This window comes from Streptomyces sp. JJ66 (genome assembly GCF_019303495.1).
Lineage (GTDB): Bacteria > Actinomycetota > Actinomycetes > Streptomycetales > Streptomycetaceae > Streptomyces.
This window is the reverse complement of record NZ_JAEVFI010000015.1, coordinates 44552-68139: the sequence shown is the minus strand read 5'-3', so window position 1 is coordinate 68139 and position 23588 is coordinate 44552. Positions and strand designations below refer to the sequence as shown.

The 23588-nt window shown below is 73.3% G+C and carries 24 protein-coding genes and 1 pseudogene; 8 read left to right on the top strand and 17 right to left on the bottom strand.

Translation table 11 applies throughout. The features are described from left to right. Positions 1–3 precede the first annotated feature (3 nt). On the bottom strand, positions 4–801 hold the full coding sequence (locus JJV70_RS12790; RefSeq protein ID WP_219047993.1) for a ferritin-like fold-containing protein: 798 nt from the start codon (positions 799–801) through the stop codon (positions 4–6). 252 nt (positions 802–1053) lie between these two features. On the opposite strand from JJV70_RS12790, the pseudogene JJV70_RS12785 reads away from it, so the two are divergent. Then, a pseudogene (locus JJV70_RS12785) lies at positions 1054–2774 on the top strand (DEAD/DEAH box helicase). Positions 2775–2934: 160 nt separating this feature from the next. After that, entirely contained in the window at positions 2935–3819 is an 885-nt protein-coding gene (locus tag JJV70_RS12780) for an alpha/beta fold hydrolase (protein WP_219047992.1), read from the top strand. On the opposite strand, the gene JJV70_RS12775 is transcribed toward JJV70_RS12780, so the two are convergent. From JJV70_RS12775 to JJV70_RS12760, 4 genes are all read right to left on the bottom strand, one after another. Beyond that, positions 3806–4408, bottom strand: a complete 603-nt coding sequence (locus JJV70_RS12775) for a MarC family protein (protein WP_219047991.1) — start codon at positions 4406–4408, stop codon at positions 3806–3808. The two genes, JJV70_RS12780 and JJV70_RS12775, sit on opposite strands and share 14 nt — an antisense overlap. Before the next feature lie 44 nt (positions 4409–4452). Next, positions 4453–5298 (bottom strand): PHP domain-containing protein, encoded by an 846-nt coding sequence (locus tag JJV70_RS12770; protein ID WP_219047990.1) that lies wholly within the window; start codon positions 5296–5298, stop codon positions 4453–4455. Between the two features lie 131 nt (positions 5299–5429). Continuing rightward, complete coding sequence (locus JJV70_RS12765; protein ID WP_219047989.1) at positions 5430–6068, bottom strand: DUF6758 family protein; 639 nt, start codon at positions 6066–6068, stop codon at positions 5430–5432. A gap of 43 nt (positions 6069–6111) precedes the next feature. Continuing rightward, on the bottom strand, positions 6112–6738 hold the full coding sequence (locus tag JJV70_RS12760; RefSeq protein ID WP_219047988.1) for a suppressor of fused domain protein: 627 nt from the start codon (positions 6736–6738) through the stop codon (positions 6112–6114). A 408-nt stretch (positions 6739–7146) separates the two neighbouring features. On the opposite strand from JJV70_RS12760, the gene JJV70_RS12755 reads away from it, so the two are divergent. Next, on the top strand, positions 7147–8280 hold the full coding sequence (locus JJV70_RS12755; protein ID WP_219047987.1) for a magnesium and cobalt transport protein CorA: 1134 nt from the start codon (positions 7147–7149) through the stop codon (positions 8278–8280). 28 nt (positions 8281–8308) lie between these two features. Here the strand turns inward: JJV70_RS12755 and JJV70_RS12750 are convergent, their stop codons facing one another. Further along, positions 8309–9202, bottom strand: a complete 894-nt coding sequence (locus JJV70_RS12750) for a DMT family transporter (RefSeq protein ID WP_308294801.1) — start codon at positions 9200–9202, stop codon at positions 8309–8311. Between the two features lie 165 nt (positions 9203–9367). On the opposite strand from JJV70_RS12750, the gene JJV70_RS12745 reads away from it, so the two are divergent. Continuing rightward, complete coding sequence (locus tag JJV70_RS12745; RefSeq protein ID WP_219047985.1) at positions 9368–9913, top strand: hypothetical protein; 546 nt, start codon at positions 9368–9370, stop codon at positions 9911–9913. Here the strand turns inward: JJV70_RS12745 and JJV70_RS12740 are convergent. Both JJV70_RS12740 and JJV70_RS12735 read right to left on the bottom strand, forming a co-directional pair. Beyond that, positions 9910–11166: an aromatic acid exporter family protein gene (locus JJV70_RS12740; protein WP_257573850.1), complete on the bottom strand. Its 1257-nt coding sequence runs from the start codon at positions 11164–11166 to the stop codon at positions 9910–9912. The two genes, JJV70_RS12745 and JJV70_RS12740, sit on opposite strands and share 4 nt — an antisense overlap. Before the next feature lie 170 nt (positions 11167–11336). Further along, complete coding sequence (locus JJV70_RS12735; protein WP_308294800.1) at positions 11337–12098, bottom strand: hypothetical protein; 762 nt, start codon at positions 12096–12098, stop codon at positions 11337–11339. A 123-nt stretch (positions 12099–12221) separates the two neighbouring features. Between JJV70_RS12735 and JJV70_RS12730 the strand changes: the two genes are divergently transcribed. After that, the gene (locus tag JJV70_RS12730; protein WP_219047984.1) at positions 12222–13379 is read left to right on the top strand and encodes an Mrp/NBP35 family ATP-binding protein; all 1158 of its coding nucleotides are present in this window, start codon (positions 12222–12224) and stop codon (positions 13377–13379) included. Between the two features lie 66 nt (positions 13380–13445). On the opposite strand, the gene JJV70_RS12725 is transcribed toward JJV70_RS12730, so the two are convergent. The 4 genes from JJV70_RS12725 to JJV70_RS12710 form a co-directional block, all read right to left on the bottom strand. Then, positions 13446–14117, bottom strand: coding sequence for a hypothetical protein (locus tag JJV70_RS12725; protein WP_219047983.1), 672 nt, complete (start codon positions 14115–14117; stop codon positions 13446–13448). A gap of 274 nt (positions 14118–14391) precedes the next feature. Continuing rightward, complete coding sequence (locus tag JJV70_RS12720) at positions 14392–14859, bottom strand: sec-independent translocase (protein ID WP_219047982.1); 468 nt, start codon at positions 14857–14859, stop codon at positions 14392–14394. A gap of 140 nt (positions 14860–14999) precedes the next feature. Then, the gene (locus JJV70_RS12715; RefSeq protein ID WP_219047981.1) at positions 15000–16658 is read right to left on the bottom strand and encodes a S1C family serine protease; all 1659 of its coding nucleotides are present in this window, start codon (positions 16656–16658) and stop codon (positions 15000–15002) included. Between the two features lie 186 nt (positions 16659–16844). Further along, positions 16845–18011, bottom strand: a complete 1167-nt coding sequence (locus JJV70_RS12710) for an RNA-guided endonuclease TnpB family protein (protein WP_219047980.1) — start codon at positions 18009–18011, stop codon at positions 16845–16847. Between the two features lie 15 nt (positions 18012–18026). Between JJV70_RS12710 and tnpA the strand changes: the two genes are divergently transcribed. Continuing rightward, positions 18027–18455, top strand: a complete 429-nt coding sequence (gene tnpA, locus JJV70_RS12705; protein WP_219047979.1) for an IS200/IS605 family transposase — start codon at positions 18027–18029, stop codon at positions 18453–18455. Positions 18456–18598: 143 nt separating this feature from the next. Here the strand turns inward: tnpA and JJV70_RS12700 are convergent, their stop codons facing one another. Both JJV70_RS12700 and sigE read right to left on the bottom strand, forming a co-directional pair. Further along, the gene (locus JJV70_RS12700; protein WP_219047978.1) at positions 18599–19444 is read right to left on the bottom strand and encodes a zf-HC2 domain-containing protein; all 846 of its coding nucleotides are present in this window, start codon (positions 19442–19444) and stop codon (positions 18599–18601) included. Continuing rightward, a complete protein-coding gene (sigE, locus tag JJV70_RS12695) occupies positions 19441–20223 on the bottom strand; it encodes an RNA polymerase sigma factor SigE (RefSeq protein WP_257573849.1) in 783 nt (260 codons plus the stop codon). Before sigE ends, JJV70_RS12700 begins: the two co-directional genes overlap by 4 nt. Before the next feature lie 166 nt (positions 20224–20389). Between sigE and JJV70_RS12690 the strand changes: the two genes are divergently transcribed. After that, positions 20390–21046, top strand: coding sequence for a class I SAM-dependent methyltransferase (locus tag JJV70_RS12690; protein WP_219048075.1), 657 nt, complete (start codon positions 20390–20392; stop codon positions 21044–21046). Positions 21047–21218: 172 nt separating this feature from the next. Here JJV70_RS12690 and JJV70_RS12685 read toward each other — a convergent pair whose 3' ends face one another. Further along, positions 21219–21386: a DUF3117 domain-containing protein gene (locus JJV70_RS12685; RefSeq protein WP_219047977.1), complete on the bottom strand. Its 168-nt coding sequence runs from the start codon at positions 21384–21386 to the stop codon at positions 21219–21221. A 280-nt stretch (positions 21387–21666) separates the two neighbouring features. On the opposite strand from JJV70_RS12685, the gene JJV70_RS12680 reads away from it, so the two are divergent. Then, positions 21667–22455 carry an enoyl-CoA hydratase-related protein gene (locus tag JJV70_RS12680; protein WP_219047976.1) on the top strand — a complete coding sequence of 263 codons (789 nt, stop codon included), beginning with the start codon at positions 21667–21669 and terminating at the stop codon, positions 22453–22455. Here JJV70_RS12680 and JJV70_RS12675 read toward each other — a convergent pair. Both JJV70_RS12675 and JJV70_RS12670 read right to left on the bottom strand, forming a co-directional pair. Continuing rightward, positions 22442–23056: a DNA-3-methyladenine glycosylase I gene (locus JJV70_RS12675; protein WP_219047975.1), complete on the bottom strand. Its 615-nt coding sequence runs from the start codon at positions 23054–23056 to the stop codon at positions 22442–22444. The two genes, JJV70_RS12680 and JJV70_RS12675, sit on opposite strands and share 14 nt — an antisense overlap. Further along, positions 23053–23505, bottom strand: a complete 453-nt coding sequence (locus tag JJV70_RS12670; protein WP_219047974.1) for a DivIVA domain-containing protein — start codon at positions 23503–23505, stop codon at positions 23053–23055. The genes JJV70_RS12675 and JJV70_RS12670 overlap by 4 nt, the downstream gene beginning before the upstream one ends. Between the last annotated feature and the right edge of the window lie 83 nt (positions 23506–23588).

The following is a 23588-nucleotide window of genomic DNA, read 5'->3' as shown; positions in this document are numbered from 1 at the left end:
GGTCTACGCCGCCAGCCCCAGGGCGGCCATGCGCTTGGTGTGCGCCTCGGTGATGCGCGAGAACATCCGCCCCACCTCCGCGAGGTCGAAGCCCGCGGCGACGCCGCCCACCAGCATCGTGGACAGGGCGTCCCGCTCGGCCACCACGCGCTGCGCCTGCGACAGCGCCTCGCCCATCAGCCGCCGCGCCCACAGCGCGAGCCGCCCGCCGACGCGCGGGTCCGCCTCGATCGCCGCCCGCACCCGCTCCACCGCGAAGCTGGAGTGCCCGGTGTCATCCAGCACGCCGAGCACCAGCGCGCGGGTGTCGGAGTCCAGGCGCGCGGCCACCTCGCGGTAGAAGTCGGACGCGATCGAGTCGCCGACGTAAGCCTTGATCAGCCCCTCCAGCCAGTCCGAGGGCGCCGTCTGGCGGTGGAACTCGTCCAGGGAGGCCACGAACGGCTCCATCGCCCGCTCCGGGTCCACGTCGATCTGGGTGAGCCGCTCGCGCAGGGTGTCGAAGTGGTGGAACTCCGCCGAGGCCATCGCCGCGAGCCTGCCCTTGTCCGCGAGCGACGGCGCCAGCTTGGCGTCCTCCGCCAGCCGCTCGAAGGCCGCCAGCTCGCCGTAGGCAAGGGCACCGAGCAGGTCGATGACGGCCTCCCGGTAGTGCGGGTCGGCGGCGGCTTCCGCCCAGTCCTGCGCGGCGACCCCGCCCGGTGTCCGGGGCGCCTCGGCCGCCTGGCCGGCGGCGGTAGCGCCGGGCGTGCGGGAACCGGCGGGCTGCGAGGGGGTGGCAGAGGTCTCAGGCGTCTCCATGCTGGGCACAATAGCCCGCCCCACCTGCTGCGAAAGCCCCCAGGGCGGTGCCGTCCGCGACCGGCCCACACCCGCGAACCGGACGCGGCCCCCTACACCTGCGCGGTTTCGCGGTACAGTGATATGAGCCCGCCGGAGATTTCGACGGGTCGCACTGTGCGTCAGCGCGGTGTGCCGTGGGGTCGGCCCCAAGCCTGGTCCCGCACCGCATGTAGTCCCACACCGGGGTAACGGCCCCGGAACGGAACGCGGATGCCCGGTCGGTAGCACGATCGGCTCCGACCAGACCGCCCTCCGCACTGTGAGGGACCGCTCGCGCGAGATGGGCGCTTGAGCGAGAGCACGTGGTCCTGCGCCGCGCGATCCCCCGCGCTGGCGCGGTACGACCCGCCTCGCCGCCTCATCCCGCGTCTCATGGAAGAGGCAAGCTCCTGTCCACCACGACATTCCGTGAACTCGGGATTCTCCCCGAAAGCGCCGAGGCCCTGGAGGCCGTCGGCATCACCACCCCGTTCCCCATCCAGGAGATGACCCTGCCCGTGGCCCTCGCGGGCGGGGACGTCATCGGCCAGGCCAAGACCGGCACCGGCAAGACGCTCGGCTTCGGTCTGCCGCTTCTGGAGGCCGTCACCGTGCCCGCCGACGTCGAGTCCGGCCGGGCCACGCCCGAGCAGCTCACCGACGCCCCGCAGGCGCTCGTGGTCGTCCCCACCCGCGAGCTGTGCCAGCAGGTGACCGGCGATCTGCTCACCGCGGGCAAGGTCCGCAACGTGCGGGTGCTGTCCATCTACGGCGGCCGCGCCTACGAACCGCAGGTCGAGGCCCTGCGCAAGGGCGTGGACATCGTCGTCGGCACGCCGGGCCGCCTGCTCGACCTCGCCGGCCAGCGCAAGCTGAACCTGAAGCAGATCAGGGCGCTCGTACTCGACGAGGCCGACGAGATGCTGGACCTCGGCTTCCTGCCCGACGTCGAGAAGATCATCCAGCAGCTCCCGGCCAAGCGGCAGACCATGCTGTTCTCCGCGACGATGCCCGGGCAGGTCATCTCGCTGGCCCGGCGCTACATGTCGCAGCCCACCCACATCCGCGCCACCGCGCCGGACGACGAGGGCGCCACGGTGGCGAACACCACCCAGCACGTCTTCCGCGCGCACTCGCTGGACAAGCAGGAGATGGTCGCGCGCATCCTGCAGGCCGAGGGCCGCGGACTGGCGATGATCTTCTGCCGTACCAAGCGCACGGCCGCCGACCTCGCCGAGCAGCTGACCCGGCGCGGGTTCGCCGCCGGGGCCGTCCACGGTGACCTGGGCCAGGGCGCCCGCGAGCAGGCGCTCAGGGCGTTCCGCAACGGCAAGGTGGACGTGCTCGTGTGCACCGACGTGGCCGCGCGCGGCATCGACGTCGAGGGCGTCACGCACGTCATCAACTACCAGAGCCCCGAGGACGAGAAGACCTACCTGCACCGCATCGGCCGCACCGGCCGCGCGGGCGCCTCCGGCACCGCCGTCACGCTGGTGGACTGGGACGACATCCCGCGCTGGCAGCTGATCAACAAGGCGCTGGAGCTGCCGTTCCCGGACCCGGAGGAGACCTACTCCACCTCCCCGCACCTGCACGAGCTGCTGGGCATCGCCGAGGGCACCAAGGGCGTCCTGCCCCGGGCGGAGCGCACCCGGGCCGGGCTCGCGGCGGAGGAGGTCGAGGACCTCGGCGAGCGGCCACCGCGCCGCGCGCGGGGGGCGAAGGCCGTGGGCTCCGCGAGCGGTACGCGCGAGGAGCGGCCCGCGCGCCGCAGCACGCGTCAGCGCCGTCGCACGCGCGGTGGCGCTCCGGTCGAGGGGGCGGCGGCCGCACCCGCGAAGGCTGAGCCGGCCGCGTCCGCACCGGACGCCGGTACGGGAACCGAGGGCGCCGCGCGCACGCCGCGCCGCCGTCGCCGCCGCACCCGCTCGGGCGCGCCCAAGGCGGACTGAGCCCCGCCCCCAAGTCCGGCTCATGCCGGGCTTGGGCCTCAGGCTTTCCCCGGTGCCCCAGATCCCGGCCGACCACGTTCCCGGGTCTGGGGCACCTCCCTGCTTTCGGGAAGGGGAGGGGGCAGGCGGGCTCCCGGGAGGACACCGCTAGCGTCGGCGCATGAGCAAGCCGCCGTTCCTGACGCTCCCGCCCGGCGCCCGCGCCTGCCGCCTGCCCACCGCGCGGGGCGAGTTCGCCGCCCATGACATCGTGCCCTCGGGCACCGCCTGCCGTGGCACCGCCCTGCTGCTGCCCGGGTTCACCGGCAGCAAGGAGGACTTCATCGCCCTGCTGGCGCCGCTGGCCGACGCCGGTTTCCGCGTCGTCGCCGTGGACGGGCGGGGCCAGTACGAGTCGCCGGGCCCGCGCACCGAGGACGCTTACGCCCTGCCCGAGCTCGCGCACGACGTGCTCGCGCAGGCCGCCGCGCTCGACGCGCCCGGGCTGCACCTCGTCGGCCACTCCCTCGGTGGCCTTGTCGCCCGGGCCGCCGTCCTGCGCGATGCCGCCCCGTTCCGCTCGCTCACCCTGCTCAGCAGCGGGCCGGGCGCCGTCGCGCAGCCGCAGCAGGAACGGCTGGAGCTGCTGCTGGGCGCCTTGGGCGCGCTGGACATGGCGCAGGTGTGGGAGCGGATGCGCGCGCTGGACCCGCCGGAGGCCGCCGACGCCGTCACCGATCCGCGTCTGGCCCGCTTCCTGCGGGACCGCTGGATGGCCACGCGGCCCGCGCAGCTGTCCGTCACCGGCCGCATCCTGCTCACCGAACCGGACCGGGTGGCGGAGCTGGCCGCCGTGGGCCTTCCGGTGCACGTGCTGTCCGGCGCGAGTGACTACGCCTGGCCGGTGCCGCTCCTGGACGACATGACCCGTCGCCTGGGCGCCCACCGCACGGTGATCGAGGGCGCCGACCACTCCCCGAACGCCGAGCAGCCCGCCGCGACGGCAACCGCGCTCGCCGCGTTCTTCGGCAGCGTCAGCCCTGGCGGCAGCGTCAGCCCTGGATGAACTGGGTGACGCCGTTCGCGATCTGCTGGACGGCGATGGCCGACAGCAGCATGCCGGACAGCCGGGTCACCAGCACCACGCCGCCTTCCTTGATGATCCGCACGATCCCCAGCGAGTACCGCATCGTCAGCCACAGGACGACGTGCATGGCCGCGATGGCCAGCCACACGCTGACCTGTCCGGTGACGCCGTCGGCGCGCTGCACGGCGAGGATCACCGAGACGATCGCGCCGGGCCCGGCCAGCAGCGGCATGCCCAGCGGCACCAGGGCGACGTTGACCTCCTTGGTCTGCTTCGGCTCGTCGGTCTTGCCGGTGAGCAGGTCGAGGGCGACCAGGAGCAGCAGCAGACCGCCCGCGATCATCAGCGCGGGCGTGGAGACGTGCAGATAGCCGAGGATCTGCTGCCCGAACAGGCCGAACACGGTGATGACGCCGAAGGCGACGAGTGCGGCCTGCCAGGCCATGCGGCGCTGCACCTTCACCGGGCGGCCGGAGGTGAGCGCCAGGAAGATCGGCGTGATGCCGGGCGGGTCCATGATGACGAACAGGGTGAGGAACAGCGATCCGAAGACGGCGGCGTCGAACACGGTGATGCCTTGCGTGCGTGGTGGAAGGACAGGGGCGGCCGGGGTCAGCCCGTGACGGGCTGGGCGCCGGAGCCGCGCGCGGCGATCTCGGCGTAGACGTCCGGGGCGGTGAGGTGCTCGCCCAGGGCGCAGGTCTTGCGGCTGCCGTGGTAGTCGCTGGAGCCGGTGGCCAGCAGGCCGAGGTCGGCGGCGAGCCCGTGCAGGCGGGCGCGGGTGGCCGGGTCGTGGTCCATGTGGTCGGCCTCGATGCCGTCGAGCCCGGCGGCGGCCAGCTCGGCGATGGCGGACTCGGGCACGCACTGGCCGCGTTTGACGGCCATCGGGTGCGCGAAGACGGCGACGCCCCCGGCGCCCTTGACCAGCCGCACGGCCTCGAACGGGTCCAGCTCGTGCTTCTCGACGTAGGCGCGGCCGTCGTTCGCGAGCCACTGGTCGGTGAACGCGGCGGAGACGTCGGGCACCACGCCGAGTTCGACCATGGCGGTGGCGATGTGCGGGCGGCCCACGGCGCCGTCCCCGGCGATGGCGGCGACCCGCTCCCAGGTGACCGGTACGCCCAGCTCCCGGAGCCTGGCGACCATCGCCCGCGCCCGAGGCACCCGGTCGTCGCGGACCAGCTCGCGTTCCCGGGCCAGCTGTGGCTCCTGCGGGTCGAAGAGGTAGGCCAGCAGGTGCAGGCTCACCCCGTCCAGTCGGCAGGAGAGTTCGGCCCCGGTGACCAGCGTCAGCCCGGCGGGCAGCGCGGCGATGGCCTCGGCGTGCCCGGCCACGGTGTCGTGGTCGGTGAGGGCGACGACGTCCAGCCCCGCCGCGGCGGCGCCCCGGACCAGCTCGGCGGGGGTGTCGGTGCCGTCGGACGCGGTGGAGTGCGTGTGCAGATCGATGCGCACCGCCACACTCCAGCACTCGACACACTCCGGGACCGGCCCAGTCTAGCGACGGCCCCGGCCCGTGGCGGCCGCCGGTGGGTGTGGTTCCGGCCACCCCACGGCAGGCGCACCCCGGCGGCGGCCCCGGTGCGTCAGCTCAGCAGCCGGGGGGACAGCGCCCCGCACGGCACCAGGTCCACCTCGGCGCCCGCGTCCCGCAGGTCGGTGAGCACCAGCTCGTCGTAGAGGAGCATGCCGGAGCGGCCGGGCCAGGTGATGGCCCACAGCCACATCCCGCGCGCCTCGCCGGCGAAGACGGCCCGGTCCTCGGGGGCGCCGGCGACGTGCCACAGCGGGGTGGGGCGCCCGGCGGCCAGCACCTTGGCCTCGGGGCGGCCGGAGATGTCCAGGTGGGGGCCCGGGTCCGGCCCGTCGATCCCGGCGAACCGGGAGCCGAGCCCTACCCCCAGTTCCTCGGCGATCAGCAGCAGCTCGCCGGGCCCGCCCAGCGGGCTGGGACCGGAGCAGGCGATGGCGGTGGCGCGGCCCCCGCTGCGGTCATCCCCGGCGCAGGCGACGCCGGTGAACAGCCAGCCGACAGGGAGGGGCCACGGCATCCACACCGGTACCTGGGTGCGCCCCAGCACCACCGCGAGGGCGTCCACGCTCGGCGGAATCACCGGCTGGAGCGGGTGCACGCTGCCGTGCACGTCGCACTGCCAGGTGTCGGAGAAGAGGCCGGGCGCCCTGACCCTGCCACCGCACTTCGGGCAACTGGGTTCGCCCCTCATGGGCATCCACGGTGCTCCCTGGGGCCTGCTTCGTCAAGGACGGTCACCCACTCAGGGGTACCGCCGTGCGCTGCGGGTCGCGCACGTCCGTGCCGTGGGCGAGCCAGCGCTCGTGCAGCGCCTGCGCGCCGTGCACCCGCTTCCACGCGGCCTCGGTCGGCGTCATGGGCAGCAGCGGCAGGAAGCGCACCGGCTCGCGCGGGGCGGGCAGCTCCAGGTCCGCGACCAGGCCGCCGGGCTCGCCGACGAGAACGGAGGTGAACGGGGCGCCGGGCCACAGCGGTTCGCCGACGTCGAGCGAGGCCCCCGGGGCGACGACGACGCCCTCGACCTGCGGCGAGGCGGCGAGCACCGCCAGCGGCCGGAGCACCCGGTCGGTGTCGGCGAGCCCGGCGCGCACCGTCAGCAGCAGTTCGGCGCGCGGGCCGCGCTCGGGGTCGGCGATCGCGGCCGTGGGGTCGGTCATCGGCGCGGCGGACATGCCGAGCGTGGCGTACCGCACCAGGGGCCCGCTCGGCTCGTCGCCTCCGGGGCCGGGCGCGGTGCCGGGTTCGGGGAACCGCAGCACCTCGATGCGGTCGGTGCCCAGGAAGGTCACCGCCGCCCTGGCGTCCGGTTCGCCGAGCGCGCCACGCAGCCGCTCCTCCACCCGTTCCCGCACATCAGTCATGCCCCGGAGTTTAGGGCGCGTATGAATTGGGCAAAGAGACGCCGGATTTCACCCCTGCGTGGGCGGCGGTTCGCATCGTGAGTGCTAGCCTTGACCGACTGTCAAGGGCACGAACCGAGCTTCCCCCACGGGGGCTGGCCGAAGGAGGTGGGCGGACATGGATCCCAGTCGACCGTGCAGTAGCAGCCCGTCTCCCCTCCGGCAGCGGCCCTGCTGAGGACGACGCCCCGCACTCTCCCACCGGCCAGGCACCACCGCAGACCCCGCCCCGCGCGACACGCCCGTTACCGCGCGCGGCCGACGGCGTCCCGCGTCCGCCGTTTTTGGCCTGGTCCTCCCGTGCCCGGCGCCTGTCCGCACCCATGCCGCTGGCGGCTCATTCCGCGTGACCCCCGCGAGGAGCCCAGCATGTCGATGATCCGCGATCTGCGCGCCGCCGTCCGGCCCGCCCGCCGTCCGTTCCGCCGCCACCTGGCCACCGGACGCTACGAGGCCGCCCTGACGTCCGTGGCGTCCAGCGCGGTGGTGGACTGCGGCGTCTACCGCGAGGGCCGCCGCGTCACCGGGTCGCTGGGGCCGCGCGAGGCGCTGGCGGCGGTCCGGGAGCCCGAGAGCGGCGAGGGGTTCGTGTGGATCGGGCTGCACGAGCCGACGCAGGAGGAGTTCGCGGGCATCGCCGAGGCGTTCGGGCTGCATCCGCTGGCGGTGGAGGACGCCGTGCACGCCCACCAGCGGCCAAAGCTGGAGCGCTACGACGACTCGCTGTTCACGGTGATCAAGACCATTCACTACCGCGCGCACGCCGACCGCTCGGCGGGCAGCCAGGTGGTGGAGACCGGCGAGGTGATGTGCTTCACCGGCGCCGACTACATCATCACCGTCCGGCACGGCGCCCGGGGTTCGCTGCGCGGCCTGCGGCACCGGCTGGAGGAGGACCCCCAGCTGCTGGCCAAGGGCCCCTCGGCGGTGCTGCACGCCATCGCCGACCACGCCGTGGACGGCTACCTCGCGGTCGCCGACGCCGTCCAGGACGACATCGACGACGTCGAGATTGACGTCTTCTCGCAGCAGAGCACGGGCCGTTCCCCGGTGCGCGGCGGCGGCGAGGCCGGGCGCATCTACCAGCTCAAGCGCGAGGTGCTGGGCTTCAAACGGGCCGTCTCCCCGCTACTGCGGCCGATGCAGCAGCTCAGCGAGCGGCCGATGCGGGTCATCGACCCGGACATCCAGAAGTACTTCCGCGACGTCGCCGACCACCTCGCCCGCGTCAACGAGCAGGTGCTCTCCTTCGACGACCTGCTCAACTCCATCCTCCAGGCCAACCTCGCGCAGGCCACCGTCGCGCAGAACGAGGACATGCGGAAGATCACCGCGTGGGCGGCGATCTTCGCGGTGCCGACGATGATCGCCGGGGTGTACGGCATGAACTTCTCGTACATGCCCGAGACGGACTGGAAGTACGGCTACCCCCTGGTCATGCTGGTGATCTTCGGCATCTGCGCCGGTATCCACCGCGGCTTCAAGCGCAACGGCTGGCTGTAGCCGGCCAGGGCAAGAGGCCGGGCGCCCCTCACGCCTCGGGCACCGGGGGCCGGGCGGCCACGGGTGCGCGCAGCACGAGCAGCAGCCCGGCCAGGATCACCGCGAGCGCCGGGTAGGCGGCGGCGGGCGGCGTCTGGCCGAGCCACAGGGCCGCGATGAGCGCCGCGCCCGGGGTCTCCAGCAGGATCGCCGTGGACGTCACCGACGGCCCCAGCCCCCGCACCACACGGTTGAGCAGGCTGTGCCCGAGCAGCTGCGCGGCGAGGGTGAGGACGGCGAGTTTCAGCCAGGTCTCGCCGCTGTACCGGGCGCCCAGGTCCGCGCCCGCCACCAGGCACACCGCCAGCAGCACCACGGCGGTGGTGGTGTAGCAGACGAAGGTGTAGGCGGTGGTGGACACCGCCTGCCGCACCCGCGCGCCCAGCAGCACGTAGCCCGCCGCCGCCATGCCGCCCGCGAGCGCGAGCGCGTCCCCGGCCAGGGCGCGCGGGGACAGCGCGAGGTCCACGCCGGTGAGCAGCAGCACCCCGCAGAACGCCACCGCCGTGCCCGCCCACACCGCACGGGGCTGCCGGTGGCCGCGCAGGCGCAGCAGCAGCGTCGTCCAGATCGGTGTGGTGGTGACCAGCGCGGTGGAGGAGGCCACCGACGTCAGGTGCAGGCTCGGCAGCCACAGCCCGAAGTGCAGCGCCAGCAGCATCCCGGCCGCGCCCGCCAGGGCCACGTTCCGGCGGCTCATCCCGCGCAGCTCGGCCCGGTGCCGCCACAGCGCGAGCGGGGTGAGGACGCCCGCGGCCATCGCGTTGCGCCAGAAGGCGATGGCCAGCGCGGGCGCTGCGGTGGCCGCGATCAGCGGGGCGGACAGCGAGATGCCCGACACCGCCACGGCCAGCAGGAACAGGTCCGCCCCGTGCCCACGCACCACCACGCTCCCCCACCCCTTTCCGGTCCTTGCCCGTGGCCCTCGACCCGCTCGGCCACGTGAGAACGGGCCTGACGCCCACGCGACGACGCGCCCGACCCGCCCAGGGTAAGGGGCAAGCAGGAGCCACGCTGCTGACCCGGCGCCGCGCGGTAAGGTCGCCCCATGACCGACGCCGCCTCCGCCGCCAGTGCCCGCTTCGAGCGGGCCCTCGTCGAAGAGGCCGCGAAGAAGTCCGCCCTGGTGTGGGTGCGCGGCCCACAGGGCCCGGCGCGTGCGCTGTGGCACGTGTGGCACGAGGGCGCGGTGTGCGTGGTCGGCGGCGGCCCGGGGGAACAACCGCTGGACGGGCTCGCCCTGGCGGACGGAGCCGCCGCGACGGTCAGCGTCCGCAGCAAGGACAAGGGCGGCCGCCTCGTCGTCTTCCCAGCCCGGGTCAGCGTGCTGGAACCGGGCACGGAAGCCTGGAGTGCCACGGCCGGGGAACTCAAGGGCAAGCGCCTGAACGCCCCCGACTTCGACCAGGTGCTGGAGCGGTGGGCCGCCGAGTGCCGCGTGCTGCGCCTGGTCCCCGACGGCGCCCCGCTGCAACGCCCCGGCGCGATGCCCGACTCCTCCACGGCGGCGGTGCCCCTGGCCACCCCGGCCACCACTCGCCGCCCCATCCCGGCCGCGCTCCCCCGTCTGCTGGGCCGCCGCCGCACCGGCTAGGACTCACGCCGGGACGCCCCGGTGGTGCGCTCTGCGGCCGGGGACGCGGCGGTGTCCACGCCGTTGTGGAGGACATCGCAGGTGTACTGGAACTCGTCCATCAGCCGGGTCGCCTCGGCCAGGAGGACGCCGTACGGCTGGGCCGGGTCGCTGAGCGGCAGATCGCTGTCCCGCGCGCCGTCTTCCAGCCGGTCGCGGCACTCCTGGGCTTCCCCGGCGGCCTCGCACAGCTGCTGGGCCTGCTCCGCCAGGTGGTCCTCGTCGATCTGGCTGAGCAGCTCGCCGACGCGGGCCAGGGCGGCCAGGAAGTCGCCGTAGGCGCGGGTGAAGTCGCGGTACCCCCGGCTGCCGTCGGCGGCGGACCACTGGTCGAGGCTGCGCGTCATGGACGCCACCTGGTAGGAGACGCGTTCGAGGGCGTCCACGACCGCCTGGTACCCGGCGAACGAGGTGCGGCGCCGGTAGCGGCGCCGCAGGAAGCGGCGGGGGTTGTAGAAGGTGCTCTCCCAGGCGGTGTGCACGGCGGACTGGGCCTGCTGCACGATCGAGCCCAGCTGGGAGGCGCGCTGCCGCCAGTGCCGGGTGCGTTCCTCGTCCAGCTTCCCCTCGCGCAGCGCCGGGTACATGTCGCCGATCAGGTTGCACAGGGAGTGGGCGAGGGTGTGGATGCCGTGCTCGGCGCTGCGGTAGCGCATGGGAGGCAGGATCAGCGTGTTCACCAGCACTCCGACGCCGCAGCCGATGAGCACCAGGACGATGATGTGCCCGAGCTGGGTCCATCGCTCGCTCTCGCTGCCAGCCGCGACGTAGATCGAGTAGGCGAAGAAGGCCGCCGTGGCGACCTGGGACCCCTGGGAGCCCAGCGGCCGCCACCGTCCGATGAGCAGTGCGGCCACCGCCACCAGCACGAAGGTGAGCAGATGCGGACCGGCGAGGAAGCCCAGCACGCCCTGCAGGCCCACACCCACCACGACCGCGCCGACGTAGCGCAGCGCCTGGAGCAGTGACTGGTAGACCGTGACCTGCATGATCAGCACCGCCGAGAACGGCGCGAAGGCAGGCGACTGCGCGGCCAGGACGTCGTGGGCGATCACCCACGCGACGGTGGCCGCGAGCGTGCTCTTGCCGATGAGGGCCAGGGTGTGCCGCTCATGCCCCTGGGACCCGGCCCGGGTCAGCCACTGCCGGGTGCGGGCCATGCGGCCCTGGGCCGCGGCCTGGGTGCGCTGCGCTCCAGCGGCGGCTTCGGGCATCGTCACTCTCCGGTGCGCTCGGGTGCGGTCACGTCCACCGGACGAAGGGGTACCCCGTGCTCGTCACCACAGCGTGTGGCAGTGGTCATACCCGGGCGGGCTGGCAGGCGGAGCGACACCCGGGGCGAGAGCCACCCGACCATGCCAGCTCAGCCCTCAGCTCGCTGCCCTCAGTCCTCAGTGATCTTCTTGCCGTAGTCAACGACCTGCTGCTCGTCCGGCGGGCGTAGGGAGAACTCCGTGTTCCAGTTCGTCATCGTCACCGTGCCCGCGTCCCCGGCGCGCTGGAGCCGCAGCGGGTAGGGCGTGCCGACGAGGGAGACGTCCATCGTCCCGCCGCGCCCGCCATCAGCGCTGACGCGGATCGTGCGGACGCCGTCCACCTCGCCGCGCGCACCGGTCTCGCGCGTACCGTCCAGCGCCAGCACCAGGTCCAGCAGCACGTCCATCTCCGTGAAGGCGCTGAACTGCGCGTAGGAGGGGTCGGCGGGCGGGACCTTCACGTACTTGCCGTCGAGCTTGCCCGCGGCCTCGCGGTCGGCCTTGCTGGGCTCCTCGCCCTCCTGCTCCCGGTGGGCCCAGAACTCGGCGTCGGCCTTGAGGTACAGGTCCTCCCGCACCCGCAGCAGCTCGAACCGCGTGCCGCCCTTCGCGGCGACCTCACCGACGCCGCCCTCGGCGGTGAGGCGCATGTCGAGCCGGTAGGTGCGGGCGTCGCTGACGAGCGTCCCGGACAGGCGGACGGCCTCGGCGGCGTCCGCGGCCTGGCGCGCGCGCTTCTCGATCTGCGCGGCCGACAGCTTGCCGACCCCGTTGGTACCGGCGTCCGGGTCGTCCGCGCCGCAGGCCGTGAGCAACGCCACAAGCGCCGCGCAGACCGTGCCCGTCACCGCACTCCTGACGCCCCGGGCGCGTCGGGGTGAGGCTGTCACGTCGGCTTCCTCCGCTGTGTGGGGGGTGGGCAACCGCACCCTACCCCTGCCGTGTCCCCGCCCCGAGGGGGAAGGCGGGCAAGCCCCGTGAAGGGAGCACAGCGGGCGCCGTACCATCGTCGTATGGCTACCGACACGTACGGACCGGCTCCCACCGACGAGGCGGTGCGCGCCGCGCTCGCGACGGTGAACGACCCGGAGATCAACCGCCCGATCACCGACCTGGGCATGGTGAAGTCGGTCGAGATCGCGGCGGACGGTTCGGTGGCCGTCGCCGTCTACCTCACGGTCTCCGGCTGTCCGATGCGCGAGACGATCGTCTCGCGGGTGAGCGAGGCCGTGCGCGGCGTCGCGGGCGTCACCGGCGTCGAGGTCGAGCTGGATGTGATGAGCGACGAGCAGCGCCGCGAACTGGCCAGCACGCTGCGCGGTGGCCAGGCCGAGCGTGAGGTGCCCTTCGCGCAGCCGAACTCGCTGACCCGCGTGTACTGCGTGGCGTCCGGCAAGGGCGGCGTCGGCAAGTCGTCGGTGACGGTGAACCTGGCTGCCGCGATGGCGGCGGACGGGCTGAAGGTCGGCGTGGTGGACGCCGACATCTACGGGCACTCCGTGCCGCGCATGCTGGGCGCCCAGGGGCGTCCGACACAGGTCGAGGACATGATCATGCCGCCGTCGGCGAACGGCGTGAAGGTGATCTCCATCGGCATGTTCACCCCGGGCAACGCACCCGTGGTGTGGCGCGGACCGATGCTGCACCGCGCCCTGCAGCAGTTCCTCGCGGATGTCTACTGGGGCGATCTGGACGTGCTGCTGCTCGACCTGCCCCCGGGCACCGGTGACATCGCGATTTCGGTGGCCCAGCTGATCCCGGGCGCGGAGATCCTGGTCGTCACGACGCCGCAGCAGGCGGCGGCCGAGGTCGCCGAGCGCGCCGGGTCCATCGCGGTGCAGACGCACCAGAAGATCGTGGGCGTGGTGGAGAACATGTCCGGGCTGCCGTGCCCGCACTGCGACGAGATGGTGGACGTCTTCGGCACCGGCGGCGGCCAGCGCGTCGCGGACGGGCTGTCCCGCACCACGGGCACCCACGTGCCGGTGCTCGGCTCCATCCCGATCGACGTGCGGCTGCGCGAGGGCGGTGACGAAGGCAAGCCGGTCGTGCTGACCGACCCCGACTCCCCCGCTGGCGCCGCGATCCGCTCGGTCGCGGGCAAGCTCGGCGGCCGCCAGCGCGGGCTGTCCGGCATGTCGCTGGGCATCACGCCGCGCAACAAGTTCTGAAGCCGCCGGGCCGCCGGGTTCGGCCCGCGCCGCCCCGCTGCCTCCTCGCGCGGGTGGCACCGTGGGTCAGTGCGGGGCGGGATCGGTTTGCCCGGCGTACGCCGTCAGGTCGTCGATCACGCTGAACCCGAGCCCGTAGGCGCTCAGCCCGCGCCCGTAGCAGCCCAGGTGCACGTCGTTGCCAGTGGTTCCGGCGAGGACCCAGCCGTACGCGGAGTCGCGGTAGTGGAACGGGGTGGGCACGCCGTCCACCGGGAGGGTGAGGCTCGACCAGCCCTCCTCACCGAGGTGGTCGGCCAGGTCCCAGGCGATGGCTGACTGCTGGTCCAGCCAGTCCTGGCGCAGGGAGCGCTCCATGTGCGTGGGCCAGGTGCACGACAGCAGGCCGGAACCGGCCAGCCAGGCCGCCGAGGAGACGGACGTGGCCTCCAGCGTGCCGGTGCCGTCCGCGCTCTGCCGCTTCGGGCGGCTGGCGACGGTGACGACCACGGCGAACCGCTGGTCATGCGGGTCGGCCTCCAGCCGCAGCGAGGGCTGCTCGCCGTGCCCGGTGGCACCGTGCTCGACGGTGCCGTCCGCCGCGGTGCCGACCTGCATCAGCCAGCGCGGACCCGCGTATGCCTCGTCCAGGCCGTACCAGGGGAAGGCGGCCATGAGGTAGCCCTCGACATTGCGCTGCGCGACGGACGGGGCGGGGGCGAACGCCGGTGCCTGTGCCGCCCGTCTGGTGCTCTCCATGTGCCTGAAGCCTCCTCGCCGGTGACACCCGGGCTACTCCTGCCCCGGACACAGGGAGGATAACTACTGAGACGCCCCGTATCAGATCAGGGGATCAGTTGATCAGGTGATGAATCCGCTTTCACCCCTGCATGTCGGGCCGGTGTGCTCCGTGGTACGGGCCGTGAGCGGATGATCCCGGGCCGGACGCGAGGCGGTGCGGACGGGGCGGGCGCGGTGCGGAGGGCGCGGAGTGCGAGCGATTGCGGCGCGGTGGGCGAGCGCGGTGGGGGGGTCAGGTGGCGTCGGCGTCGAAGGGCGGACGCTCACCGGCGGCCGTGGTGTCCTTCTTCCGCAGCAGATCGGGCGTGCCGCTGGCGCCGTCCGCCGCCACGGGCCCGGGAGTGTCCCGACCGTTCACCGCGTCGGCAACCTCCGACAGTTCCTTGCGCAGGTCGAACCGGCGCAGGTCCTCGCGCACGTCCAGGTCATTGCGGAGCTCCCCCAGCCCGAGCGCGTCACCGTCGCCCATCAGGTGTTTCTGCGCGAACCGCTTGGGGTGCAGGTCCTGGAACTCGAAGTCCTGGTAGTCCGGGCCCAGCTCGTTGCGGATGTCGTCGCGCGCGCTGTCCGAGAACTGCCGGATCTTGCGGACGAACCCGGCGACGTCCTGGATCAGCTTCGGCAGCTTGTCGGGGCCGAAGAGCAGCACCGCGAGGATGAACAGCACCGCGAACTCAAGTGGCCCCATGTCCATGAACACCGTGCCGCGCTCCTTAGCTGACCGCTCCCCGCGCCGGGAAGACATCACCGACCTGCCGCAACGGTACCCGCCCAAAGCGGCGCACCGGGAGCCGGTGCGGTGGCTGGGTGTCCGCCGGGGCCTTGGGCGCGGGGCGCGCGTCAGCTCGCCGAACCCAGGGTGACCGCGAGGGTGCGTTCGCTGCCGTCGCGCTCGATCGTCAGGTCGAGGACATCGCCGGGGCGGTGGCTGCGGATTCTGACGATCAGCTCTTCGCCGTTGCGGACGGCCTCGCCGTCCACCGCCGTGACCACATCGCCGTCGCGCAGCCCGGCGTCGTCGGCCGGGCCGCCGGGTACGACGCCGGGCTCCTCGCCCTCGGACGAACCGATGCGGGCGCCGTTACCGGCGTACGTCATGTCCACGCGGACGCCGATCACCGGGTGCGTCGCCCGGCCAGTGTTGATCAGTTCCTCGGCGACACGCTTGGCCTGGTTGACCGGGATAGCGAAGCCCAGGCCGATGGAGCCGCCCTGGCTGTCGGGCGAACCACCGGCCGAGCGGATGGCGGAGTTGACCCCGATCACGCGGCCCTCGGCGTCCACGAGGGGTCCGCCGGAGTTGCCCGGGTTGATCGCGGCGTCGGTCTGCAGCGCGTTGACGTAGCTGACGTCGCTCGCGCTGTTCTGGCCCCCGGCGACGATGGGGCGCTCCTTGGCGCTGATGATTCCGGAGGTGACGGTGCCCGCGAGGTCGAACGGGGCGCCGATGGCCACCACCGGGTCACCGACCTTCACCGGGTCGGAGTCGCCCAGCGGCAGCGGATTGAGGTTCACCACGCCGTCCACCTTCACCACGGCCAGGTCGTAGCCGGTGTCGCCGCCCACGAGGGTGGCGGCGGCCGTCTCACCGCTGTGGAAGGTGACCTGTATGCGGCCGTCCTCCCGGGCCGGTGCCACCACGTGGTCGTTGGTGAGGATGTGCCCCTTGTCGTCCAGCACGAAGCCGGTACCGGTGCCCGACTCGGCAGGGCCCTGCACGTGCAGGGTCACGACGCCGGGGAGGGTGGCGTCCGCGATCCCGGCGACACTGCCAGCGGGCCGCTGGAGCTCCTCCCCGGACGCCTGTGGCAACGTCACGGTGCCGAAGAGGCCCTGGCGTTCGAGGTAGGCGCCCAGCAGGCCGCCGCCGAGTCCGGCGATCAGCGCGAGCACCAGGGCGGCGGCGAGCAGACGCCCGGGACGCGGCCCCTTGCGCTGCCCACCGGAGGCGGCCGGGGCCACGGGCTGGGGCTGCGCCCAGGGGTCGTAACCGCTCCAGGAGGCGGAGGGCGGGGCCTCGGCCAGGGTGGACGGGGCGGCGGGCCCAGCCACCGGGGCCGGGGCGGGCGCCGGGACCGGGGGCACGGCGTAGGCCGACGGCGGCCCGGCCGCCTGGGGCGGACCCGGCTGGGGCGGACCCGGCTGGGGCAAGCCCGGCTGCGGAGCGCTGGGCTGGGCTGCGCCCGGCCGGGGGGCGCTCGTCGGCGCGGCCGGGGTCGCGGACCCCGCCGGCTCCGGTGCTGAGGTACCCGGGGCCGGGGTGCCGGAGGCGGGCGTACCGCCGGGGTGCTGGACGGGCGGCGCCGGGGACCAGGGGCCCGGGTCGCCGTAGGGCGGAGTGGCGTACACGTCCTCCCCGTGCAGCGGCGCGGAGGGCTGCGCAGCCTCGGCAGACCGCGCCGGGGGCGGCGTGGACGCCGCCTGCGGACCGGGCGGCGGGCCCGGGCGGCTCCACCACTCCCGTTGCGTACCGCTCGCCGTGGGCTCGGCCTCGTCCATGTCATCCCCACACTCGCACTCGTGCGGCAGCCCCCGCTGCCGTCCCACTGCCTTGCGGCCGCGTCCGGGGCTGGGAACCAGCGCCGAGCCCGCGACCAGGCCCTGCAGTCAACTACCCGGCCCTAGAGGGCCAGGCTTGGAGGTAGAGCCTGACTGGCTGCCGGGTGGTCTCCTCCGTCCAGCACCCTAGGCGGGTGCAGGGGCGTGTGACTCCGCCCCGCTTCGCCAGATCTTCCGCGCTCGTGCGCGGATGTTGCGGGAGGCATTGCGGTCGGCGTGATCAACGAATCCGCACGACCGGCACGCGAACCGTCCCCGAGAGACACGGTTCAGCTTGTCCGTGTGCCCGCACTCCGCGCACATGCGGGAGGTGTATGCGGGGTCAACGAACAGGACGGGGACTCCGGCGCGGCGCGCCTTGTAGTCCACGAACTGTCCGAGCTGGGCGAAGGCCCAGGAGTGCAGCGCGACCCGTTGGGGCTTGCGAAGCCGTACCCGTTGGCGAATACCGGCAAGGTCTTCCATGCCGATTCCGCGCCCGGTGCGTTCAGCCTCGGTCACGATGCGCTTAGAGATGATGTGGTTGGCCAGGGTCGCCTTGCGCTGTTCCTTGCGGCGCTGCCGTTTGAGGAGCCGCTTAGCGGACTTGGTGCCCTTCTTCTGGAGCTTGGCCCGCAGGGCCAGCTGCCGCTTGCGGTACCGGTTCAGCTCGCGTCCGGCGTGGATCTTCCCGTCGGAGGTGGTGGCGATGTTGACGATGCCGAGGTCCACTCCGAGGAAATCGGTCGGCTCGTAGTGGGCGGCCTGGGGTACCTCGCACGTGGCGGTCAGGAACCACATGCCGTCCCGGTGGACGAGATCAGACTCGCCCTTGCGGTACTCGGCCAGCAGCTTGCGAGCCTGCCCGGAGCAGGCGAACCGCACGCCCCGGATACGCCCGGACGTGGTCCAGATGGACACGGTCTGTTCGTCCGTCTGCCAACTGAGACAGCGATCGTCGTACGGCTGCGCTGCGTTCGGCCGGAAGACGATCGGCTTAAACTCGGCCTTGGTCCGACGCTTGCTGCCCGGCTTGCCCAAGTTTCCATTCCGGATGTTCGCCCGCAGGGTGGTGTAGGCGTCGGCGACCTTGCGCAGTACGTGCAGCGCGGGCTGAGCCGACAGGCCCCGCGCCTTGAGGTCGTGGTAGGCGAAGCCCTGCAACGCTTTGCGGGAGAACTCGCCACGCTGGTGCGCTTCGGCGGACAGCCAGTTCGCTGCGTCGTTGGCCGCGTGCAGGGTCGCTTCGAGCGCCGTGGCCATCTCGGGCGACGGCGTCAGCTTGACCTGGACGACGACCTTCACGCTGATCATCTTAGCATCGTGTCTATGTCACCGAGATGGGAGCCAAACCCTGATATCCGTAGGGGCCGCAGCGTCGTCTACACCCTGCACGCACACCTGGTCTTCGTCCCGAAGTACCGGCGCGGCGTCTTCACCGACGACATCCTGACCAGATGCGAAGAGATCATGCGAGAGGTGTGCGCCAAGGCGAACGCCGAGCTGCGCGAGTTCAACGGCGAACGCGACCACGTCCACCTGCTCATCCACTACCCGCCCCAGGTCAAGCTGTCCGCCCTGGTCGGTTCCCTCAAGGGCGTCTCCGCGCACTACCTGCGCAAGGAGTACACCGACCACATCAAGAGGTACCTGTGGGGTGAGCACTTCTGGTCGCCGTCCTACTTCGCGGCCTCCGCTGGCGGCGCCCCACTCGCCGTGGTCAAGGAATACATCGAAAACCAGAAGCGGCCCGACTGACCGGCACAGACGAAGGCGCAGAGAACTCCGGCACTCCACGCCTCCGGCACAAGGAAGCAATTCCTCCCGAGCCCTAAAGGGCCGGGATTCCTTGCCAGATCATGTTGAACCAGGTACGGCAGCGGGGGCGCAGCGTGCCTGGCTCAGGGACGCTGTGAGACGGCCATCGGCGTCGTGCCCGGAGCGGGTGAGGGGCGCTGGGCGGACGTGGTGCGCAGGGACGGGGGCGGCACCGGTGTGAACGGCACCCCGGGCGCGTGGGCGACCGCCGGGCGGTAGGGCAGCCCCATGCCGGGAGCGGACCGCGCGGCGATGCCGGGGGCGGCCGTCGGGCCGCTCGGGGCGAAACGGCTGTGCGTGCCACGGCGGGTGGGTGAGGCGGTCTGTCCGGCGAACTCCCGGCGCTCGGCCGGACGCTCCACGCCCGCTGTCGGCCGTGGCGGTGCGGTCCCCGGGCCCGGGGACGAGGCCGACTGACCCGTCGGCGCCTGGCTGCCCAGCGCGCCGCCGAGGGTCACGGCGGCCAGCGAGAACGCGCCCGCCGCGGCGAAGGCGAACCGGCGCCGCCCGCGTACCACGGACCCGCGCTCGGCTTCCCGCCCGGCCGCGCGGTCGGCGTCGAGCCGGTGCACCCGGAAGCCGCTGTACGGGCGCAGGCGGTCGCCCGGCGGGGTGGCACCGGAGAGGTAGTCGAAGGCCAGCGGGGAGCGCGGGCCGTCATCGTCGCCGCGCCGGTCCGTGTCCTGCGCGGTGACGGGCAGGCCCTGGAGCCGGGCGAGCAGGCCCTCGGAGGGCGCGGGGGGCGCGGTGTCGGCGAAGACGCTCTTGACCCGGCGCTGGGCGTCCGCCTCGGCCTTGCAGCTGTGGCATGTCGCCAGGTGGGCCAGCACGCGTTCGCGGGCGTCGTGGTTCAGCTCGCCGTCGATGAGCGCGGCGAGCCGGTCCCCTAGGTGCTGCTCGGCCGCGGTGGGCCGCAGGGCTCCGCTCATGCCGCGCCCCCATCCTCCGCCACACCCACGGTGACGGGGGTGGCGCGACGGGCACCACGGCGCGTGGGCGACCGGTGCTGCAGGGCCTTGCGCAGGTGGGAGCGGCCCCGGTGAATGCGGCTGCGCACGGTGCCGAGCTTCACGCCGAGCGTGGCGGCGATCTCCTCGTAGGACAGGCCCTCGATGTCGCACAGGACGACGGCCGCGCGGAACTCGGGCGCGAGGGTGTCCAGCGCCTGCTGCACGTCGGCGTCGAAGTGGGTGTCGTTGAAGTGCTGCTGCGGGGACGGCTCGCGGCTGGGCAGGCGCTCGGCGGCGTCGTCGGCCAGCGCGTCGAACCGGATGCGCTGCTTGCGGCGCACCATGTCCAGGAAGAGGTTGGTGGTGATCCGGTGCAGCCAGCCCTCGAACGTGCCCGGGGTGTACGTCGAGAGGGAGCGGAAGACGCGGACGAAGACCTCCTGCGTCAGGTCCTCCGCGTCGTGCTGGTTGCCCGTCAGCCGGTAGGCGAGGCGGTACACCCGTGCACTGTGCGTGCTGACGATCTCCTCCCAGGACGGAGGAGTCCACGCCTGGCCGTCCGCATCGGTGGCGAAGGTGGCCCGGGCGGGGGGCGTCGCGCGGGATGCGGAGTCGGCGGCCTGGCGGTGGTCAGCGGTGTCGGTCACGGATGATGGCTCGGTGGGCGGCCGGCGGAAGTACCTCAGCACTCCCCGGACGCCGTGTGGAGCCGCACCTCCCCTGGTGGCTCTGGTGGTGTCCAGTGGAGCCCCTACCATAGCCACCTCACCCGTTAGCTCCGGATAAACGTCTTTGACCGGCTTTTGACCCGCCGCACCGGCGGCGAGCGGGCGCCGCTCCTTTACCAACGAGTGGTCCCATCAGCGGGTTCCCCGGGCAGCGGATACAGTCGCCGTTGGTGATTCACGGGGACGGGAGAGGGAGATTACCGGCAACCGGCTGACGAGCTGGGCGTTCGCCGATGCGTATGGCGGCCAGACCGCCGACGACGCGGTGCACGTCGCGCTGTCCTGGGCCCGTGACCGGGCGCGGGACGCGGGCCTTCGGCCGGTGTCCGACGGTACCGGCGCGGCGCTGCGGCTGCTGGCCGCGGCGACGGGGGCGAGGGCCGTCGCGGAGATCGGCACCGGCACCGGCGTCTCCGGACTTCACCTGCTGCACGGCATGCGGCCCGACGGTGTCCTGACGACCGTGGACATCGAGCCGGAGTGCCAGCAGTTCGCGCGCGAGGCGTTCCGCGCGGCGGGTTTCGCCGCGAACCGGGCGCGCTTCATCCCCGGCAGGGCGCTGGACGTGCTGCCCCGGCTGGCCGACGGCGGCTACGACCTCGTCTTCTGTGACGGCAACCGGCTGGAGTACCCGCACTACCTGAGCGAGTCGCTGCGCCTGCTGCGGCCGGGCGGGCTGGTCTGCTTCGAGGGCATTTTCGCGGACGGGCGCACGGTGGACTCCGGGGTGCAGCCAGAGGAGGTGCTGGCGGTGCGGGAGCTGCTGCGGACCGTGCGGGACAGCGGGGCGCTGCTGCCGTCGCTGCTGCCGGTGGGCGACGGACTGCTGTGCGCGGTGCCGCGCGGGGCGTAGGGCGGGTAGACGGCTCTGACCCGGACGCGGTGCGCACCGCCCGCCCGCCGCGGTGCGTCGCACGGTGCCGCGCGCTGGCGCCTGAGTCCGCCCCCGGCCCGGACCGGGGGCGGAAGAAACGTGCCGCCGCTGGCGGGCAGCGGCGGCACGGGGCTTGGGAGGGTGGGACGGGTCAGTCGCAGACCTTCTTGATCTCCTCGCCGAGGGCGACCGCCTCGTCCGGGGTCAGCTCGACGACGAGTCGCCCACCGCCCTCAAGCGGAACGCGCATGATGATGCCCCGCCCCTCCTTGGTCACCTCGAGCGGGCCATCGCCCGTCCGCGGCTTCATGGCCGCCATGCTCGTTCCCCTTCCTGAAACCCAGCTCATCGTCAGCCGAGCGCCCCTGGACAGGCAGGGAGCCACCGGCGTTGCACACGTTGCTTCGCTGCCATTATCCCGCATGTCAGGACCCGATGACCAACATCGACGGGGAACTCGTGCGCAACTCGATCCCGCAAAACCACCCAATCCGGCGATCACTCTGCAATACGTCGCCGACACCTCCCCCGACGGGTTAGACGCAGGTCACATCGGCGTCCGTATATCGGTGCCCGATGATCTCCGTCATGCTGTGCGCATGGCCGACACTGTGCGCTACGACGTGACCGAGGGTCTCGCGACGATCGTCCTCAACCGACCCGACGCGATGAACGCCCTCGATACCGAACTCAAGGAGAGCCTGCGCGACACCCTGCGCCAGGCAGCGGACGACGCTACCGTGCGGGCCGTGCTGCTCACCGGCAGCGGACGGGCGTTCTGCGTCGGACAGGACCTCAAGGAGCACGTGAGCGCGCTCCAGGAGAGCGGCGGCGACGCGCTGAAGACCGTCGGGCGGCACTACAACCCGATCACGCTGGCGATCGCCGCGATGCCCAAGCCGGTGGTGGCGGCGGTGAACGGAGTGGCCGCGGGCGCCGGTGCGGGATTCGCGTTCGCCGCGGACTGGCGCGTCGCCGCCGACACCGCCGCGTTCCACACCTCCTTCGCGGGCGTGGCGCTGTCCACCGACTCCGGGGTGGCCTGGACGCTGCCCCGCCTGGTCGGCCCGAGCCGGGCGAGCGACCTGCTGCTCTTCCCCCGCACCGTGCGCGCCGAGGAGGCGCTGGCGCTGGGGCTGGTGAACCGCGTCGTCCCGGCACAGGAGCTGGCGGCCGAGGCGGGGGCCGTCGCGCGCGAGCTGGCCTCGGGGCCAACCGGTGCGTACGCGGCGATGAAGGAGGCGCTGGCCTACGGCGCCTCGCACTCGCTGGCCGAGACGCTGGACAAGGAGGCCGCGTTGCAGCTGCGCGTCGGCGGTTCGGCGGACCACCGGATCGCGGTGGAGGCGTTCGTGCGGAAGGAGCCGCCCCGCTTCACCGGCCGCTGACCGGGGCGCCGCCTGCCGGGGCGGCGGCGTCCCGGTAGGCGCAGTCGGCCAGGTGGTCGTTGACCAGGCCGCATGCCTGCATCAGCGCGTACGCCGTGGTGGGGCCGACGAAGCGCAGGCCGCGCCGCTTCAGCTGACTGGCCAGCGCCGTGGACTGAGCGGTGCTGGCCGGGATGTCGGTGAGCCCCGCCGGAGCCGGGCGCCCCGGGTCGGGTGCGTAGGACCAGATGAGCGCGTCCAGCTCGCCCGCGTCCCACTGGGCCAGCACCCGGGCGTTGGCCAGCGTGGCGTCGATCTTGGCGCGGTTGCGGATGATGCCCGGGTCGGCGAGCAGCCGCACGCGGTCCGCCTCGGTGAAGCGGGCCACCTCCGCGATGCGGAACCCGGCGAACGCGGACCGGAAGCCCTCACGGCGGCGCAGGATCGTCAGCCACGACAGGCCGGACTGGAACGCTTCCAGGCACAGCCGCTCGAACAGCGCGTCGTCCCCGCGCACCGCCCGGCCCCACTCGGTGTCGTGGTAGAGCAGGTAGTCCGGGGCTGGACCGGCGCCCCAGGGGCAGCGCGGCAGGCCGTCGGCACCGGGGACGGCGTCGCTCATCGCGCCCACCCCCCGCCCGGGACGCCGTGCCCGCCGTCCCAGCTCTCCCGGCGGTCCTGATCCTCCCGGCTCTCCCGGCGGTCCTGGTCAGCCCGGCCGTCCTCGTCCAACAGCCCGGAGCCGCCGAGCGCCGCCGCCTGCGCCCCGGCCAGTTCGGCTTCCAGTTCGGCGATGCGGGCGTCCCGCTCGGCCAGCTCGGCGCCCAGCCGGGCCAGCACCTCGTCCACCTCGTCCATCCGGTAGCCGCGCGGCGCCAGCGGCAGGCGCAGCCCCGTCACGTCCGCGCGGCCGAGCGGGCGGTCAGCGGGCAGCGGCACTGGACGGCCGTCGGGCACCGGGTCCGTCAGCCCGCCCCGGGCCGGGCCGCCGCGTCCGTCCCCGCTGCCGACGGCGGCGAGCGCGACCGCGCCGACCACCACCAGCAGTGCGAGCAGCATGAACCAGAACACGCGGTCTCCCCGGCGGTGGGCGATGAGTACGTCAGGTCCCGATCGTGCCACGTCGCGCTGACAGCTAGGGTCGCGGCAGGACG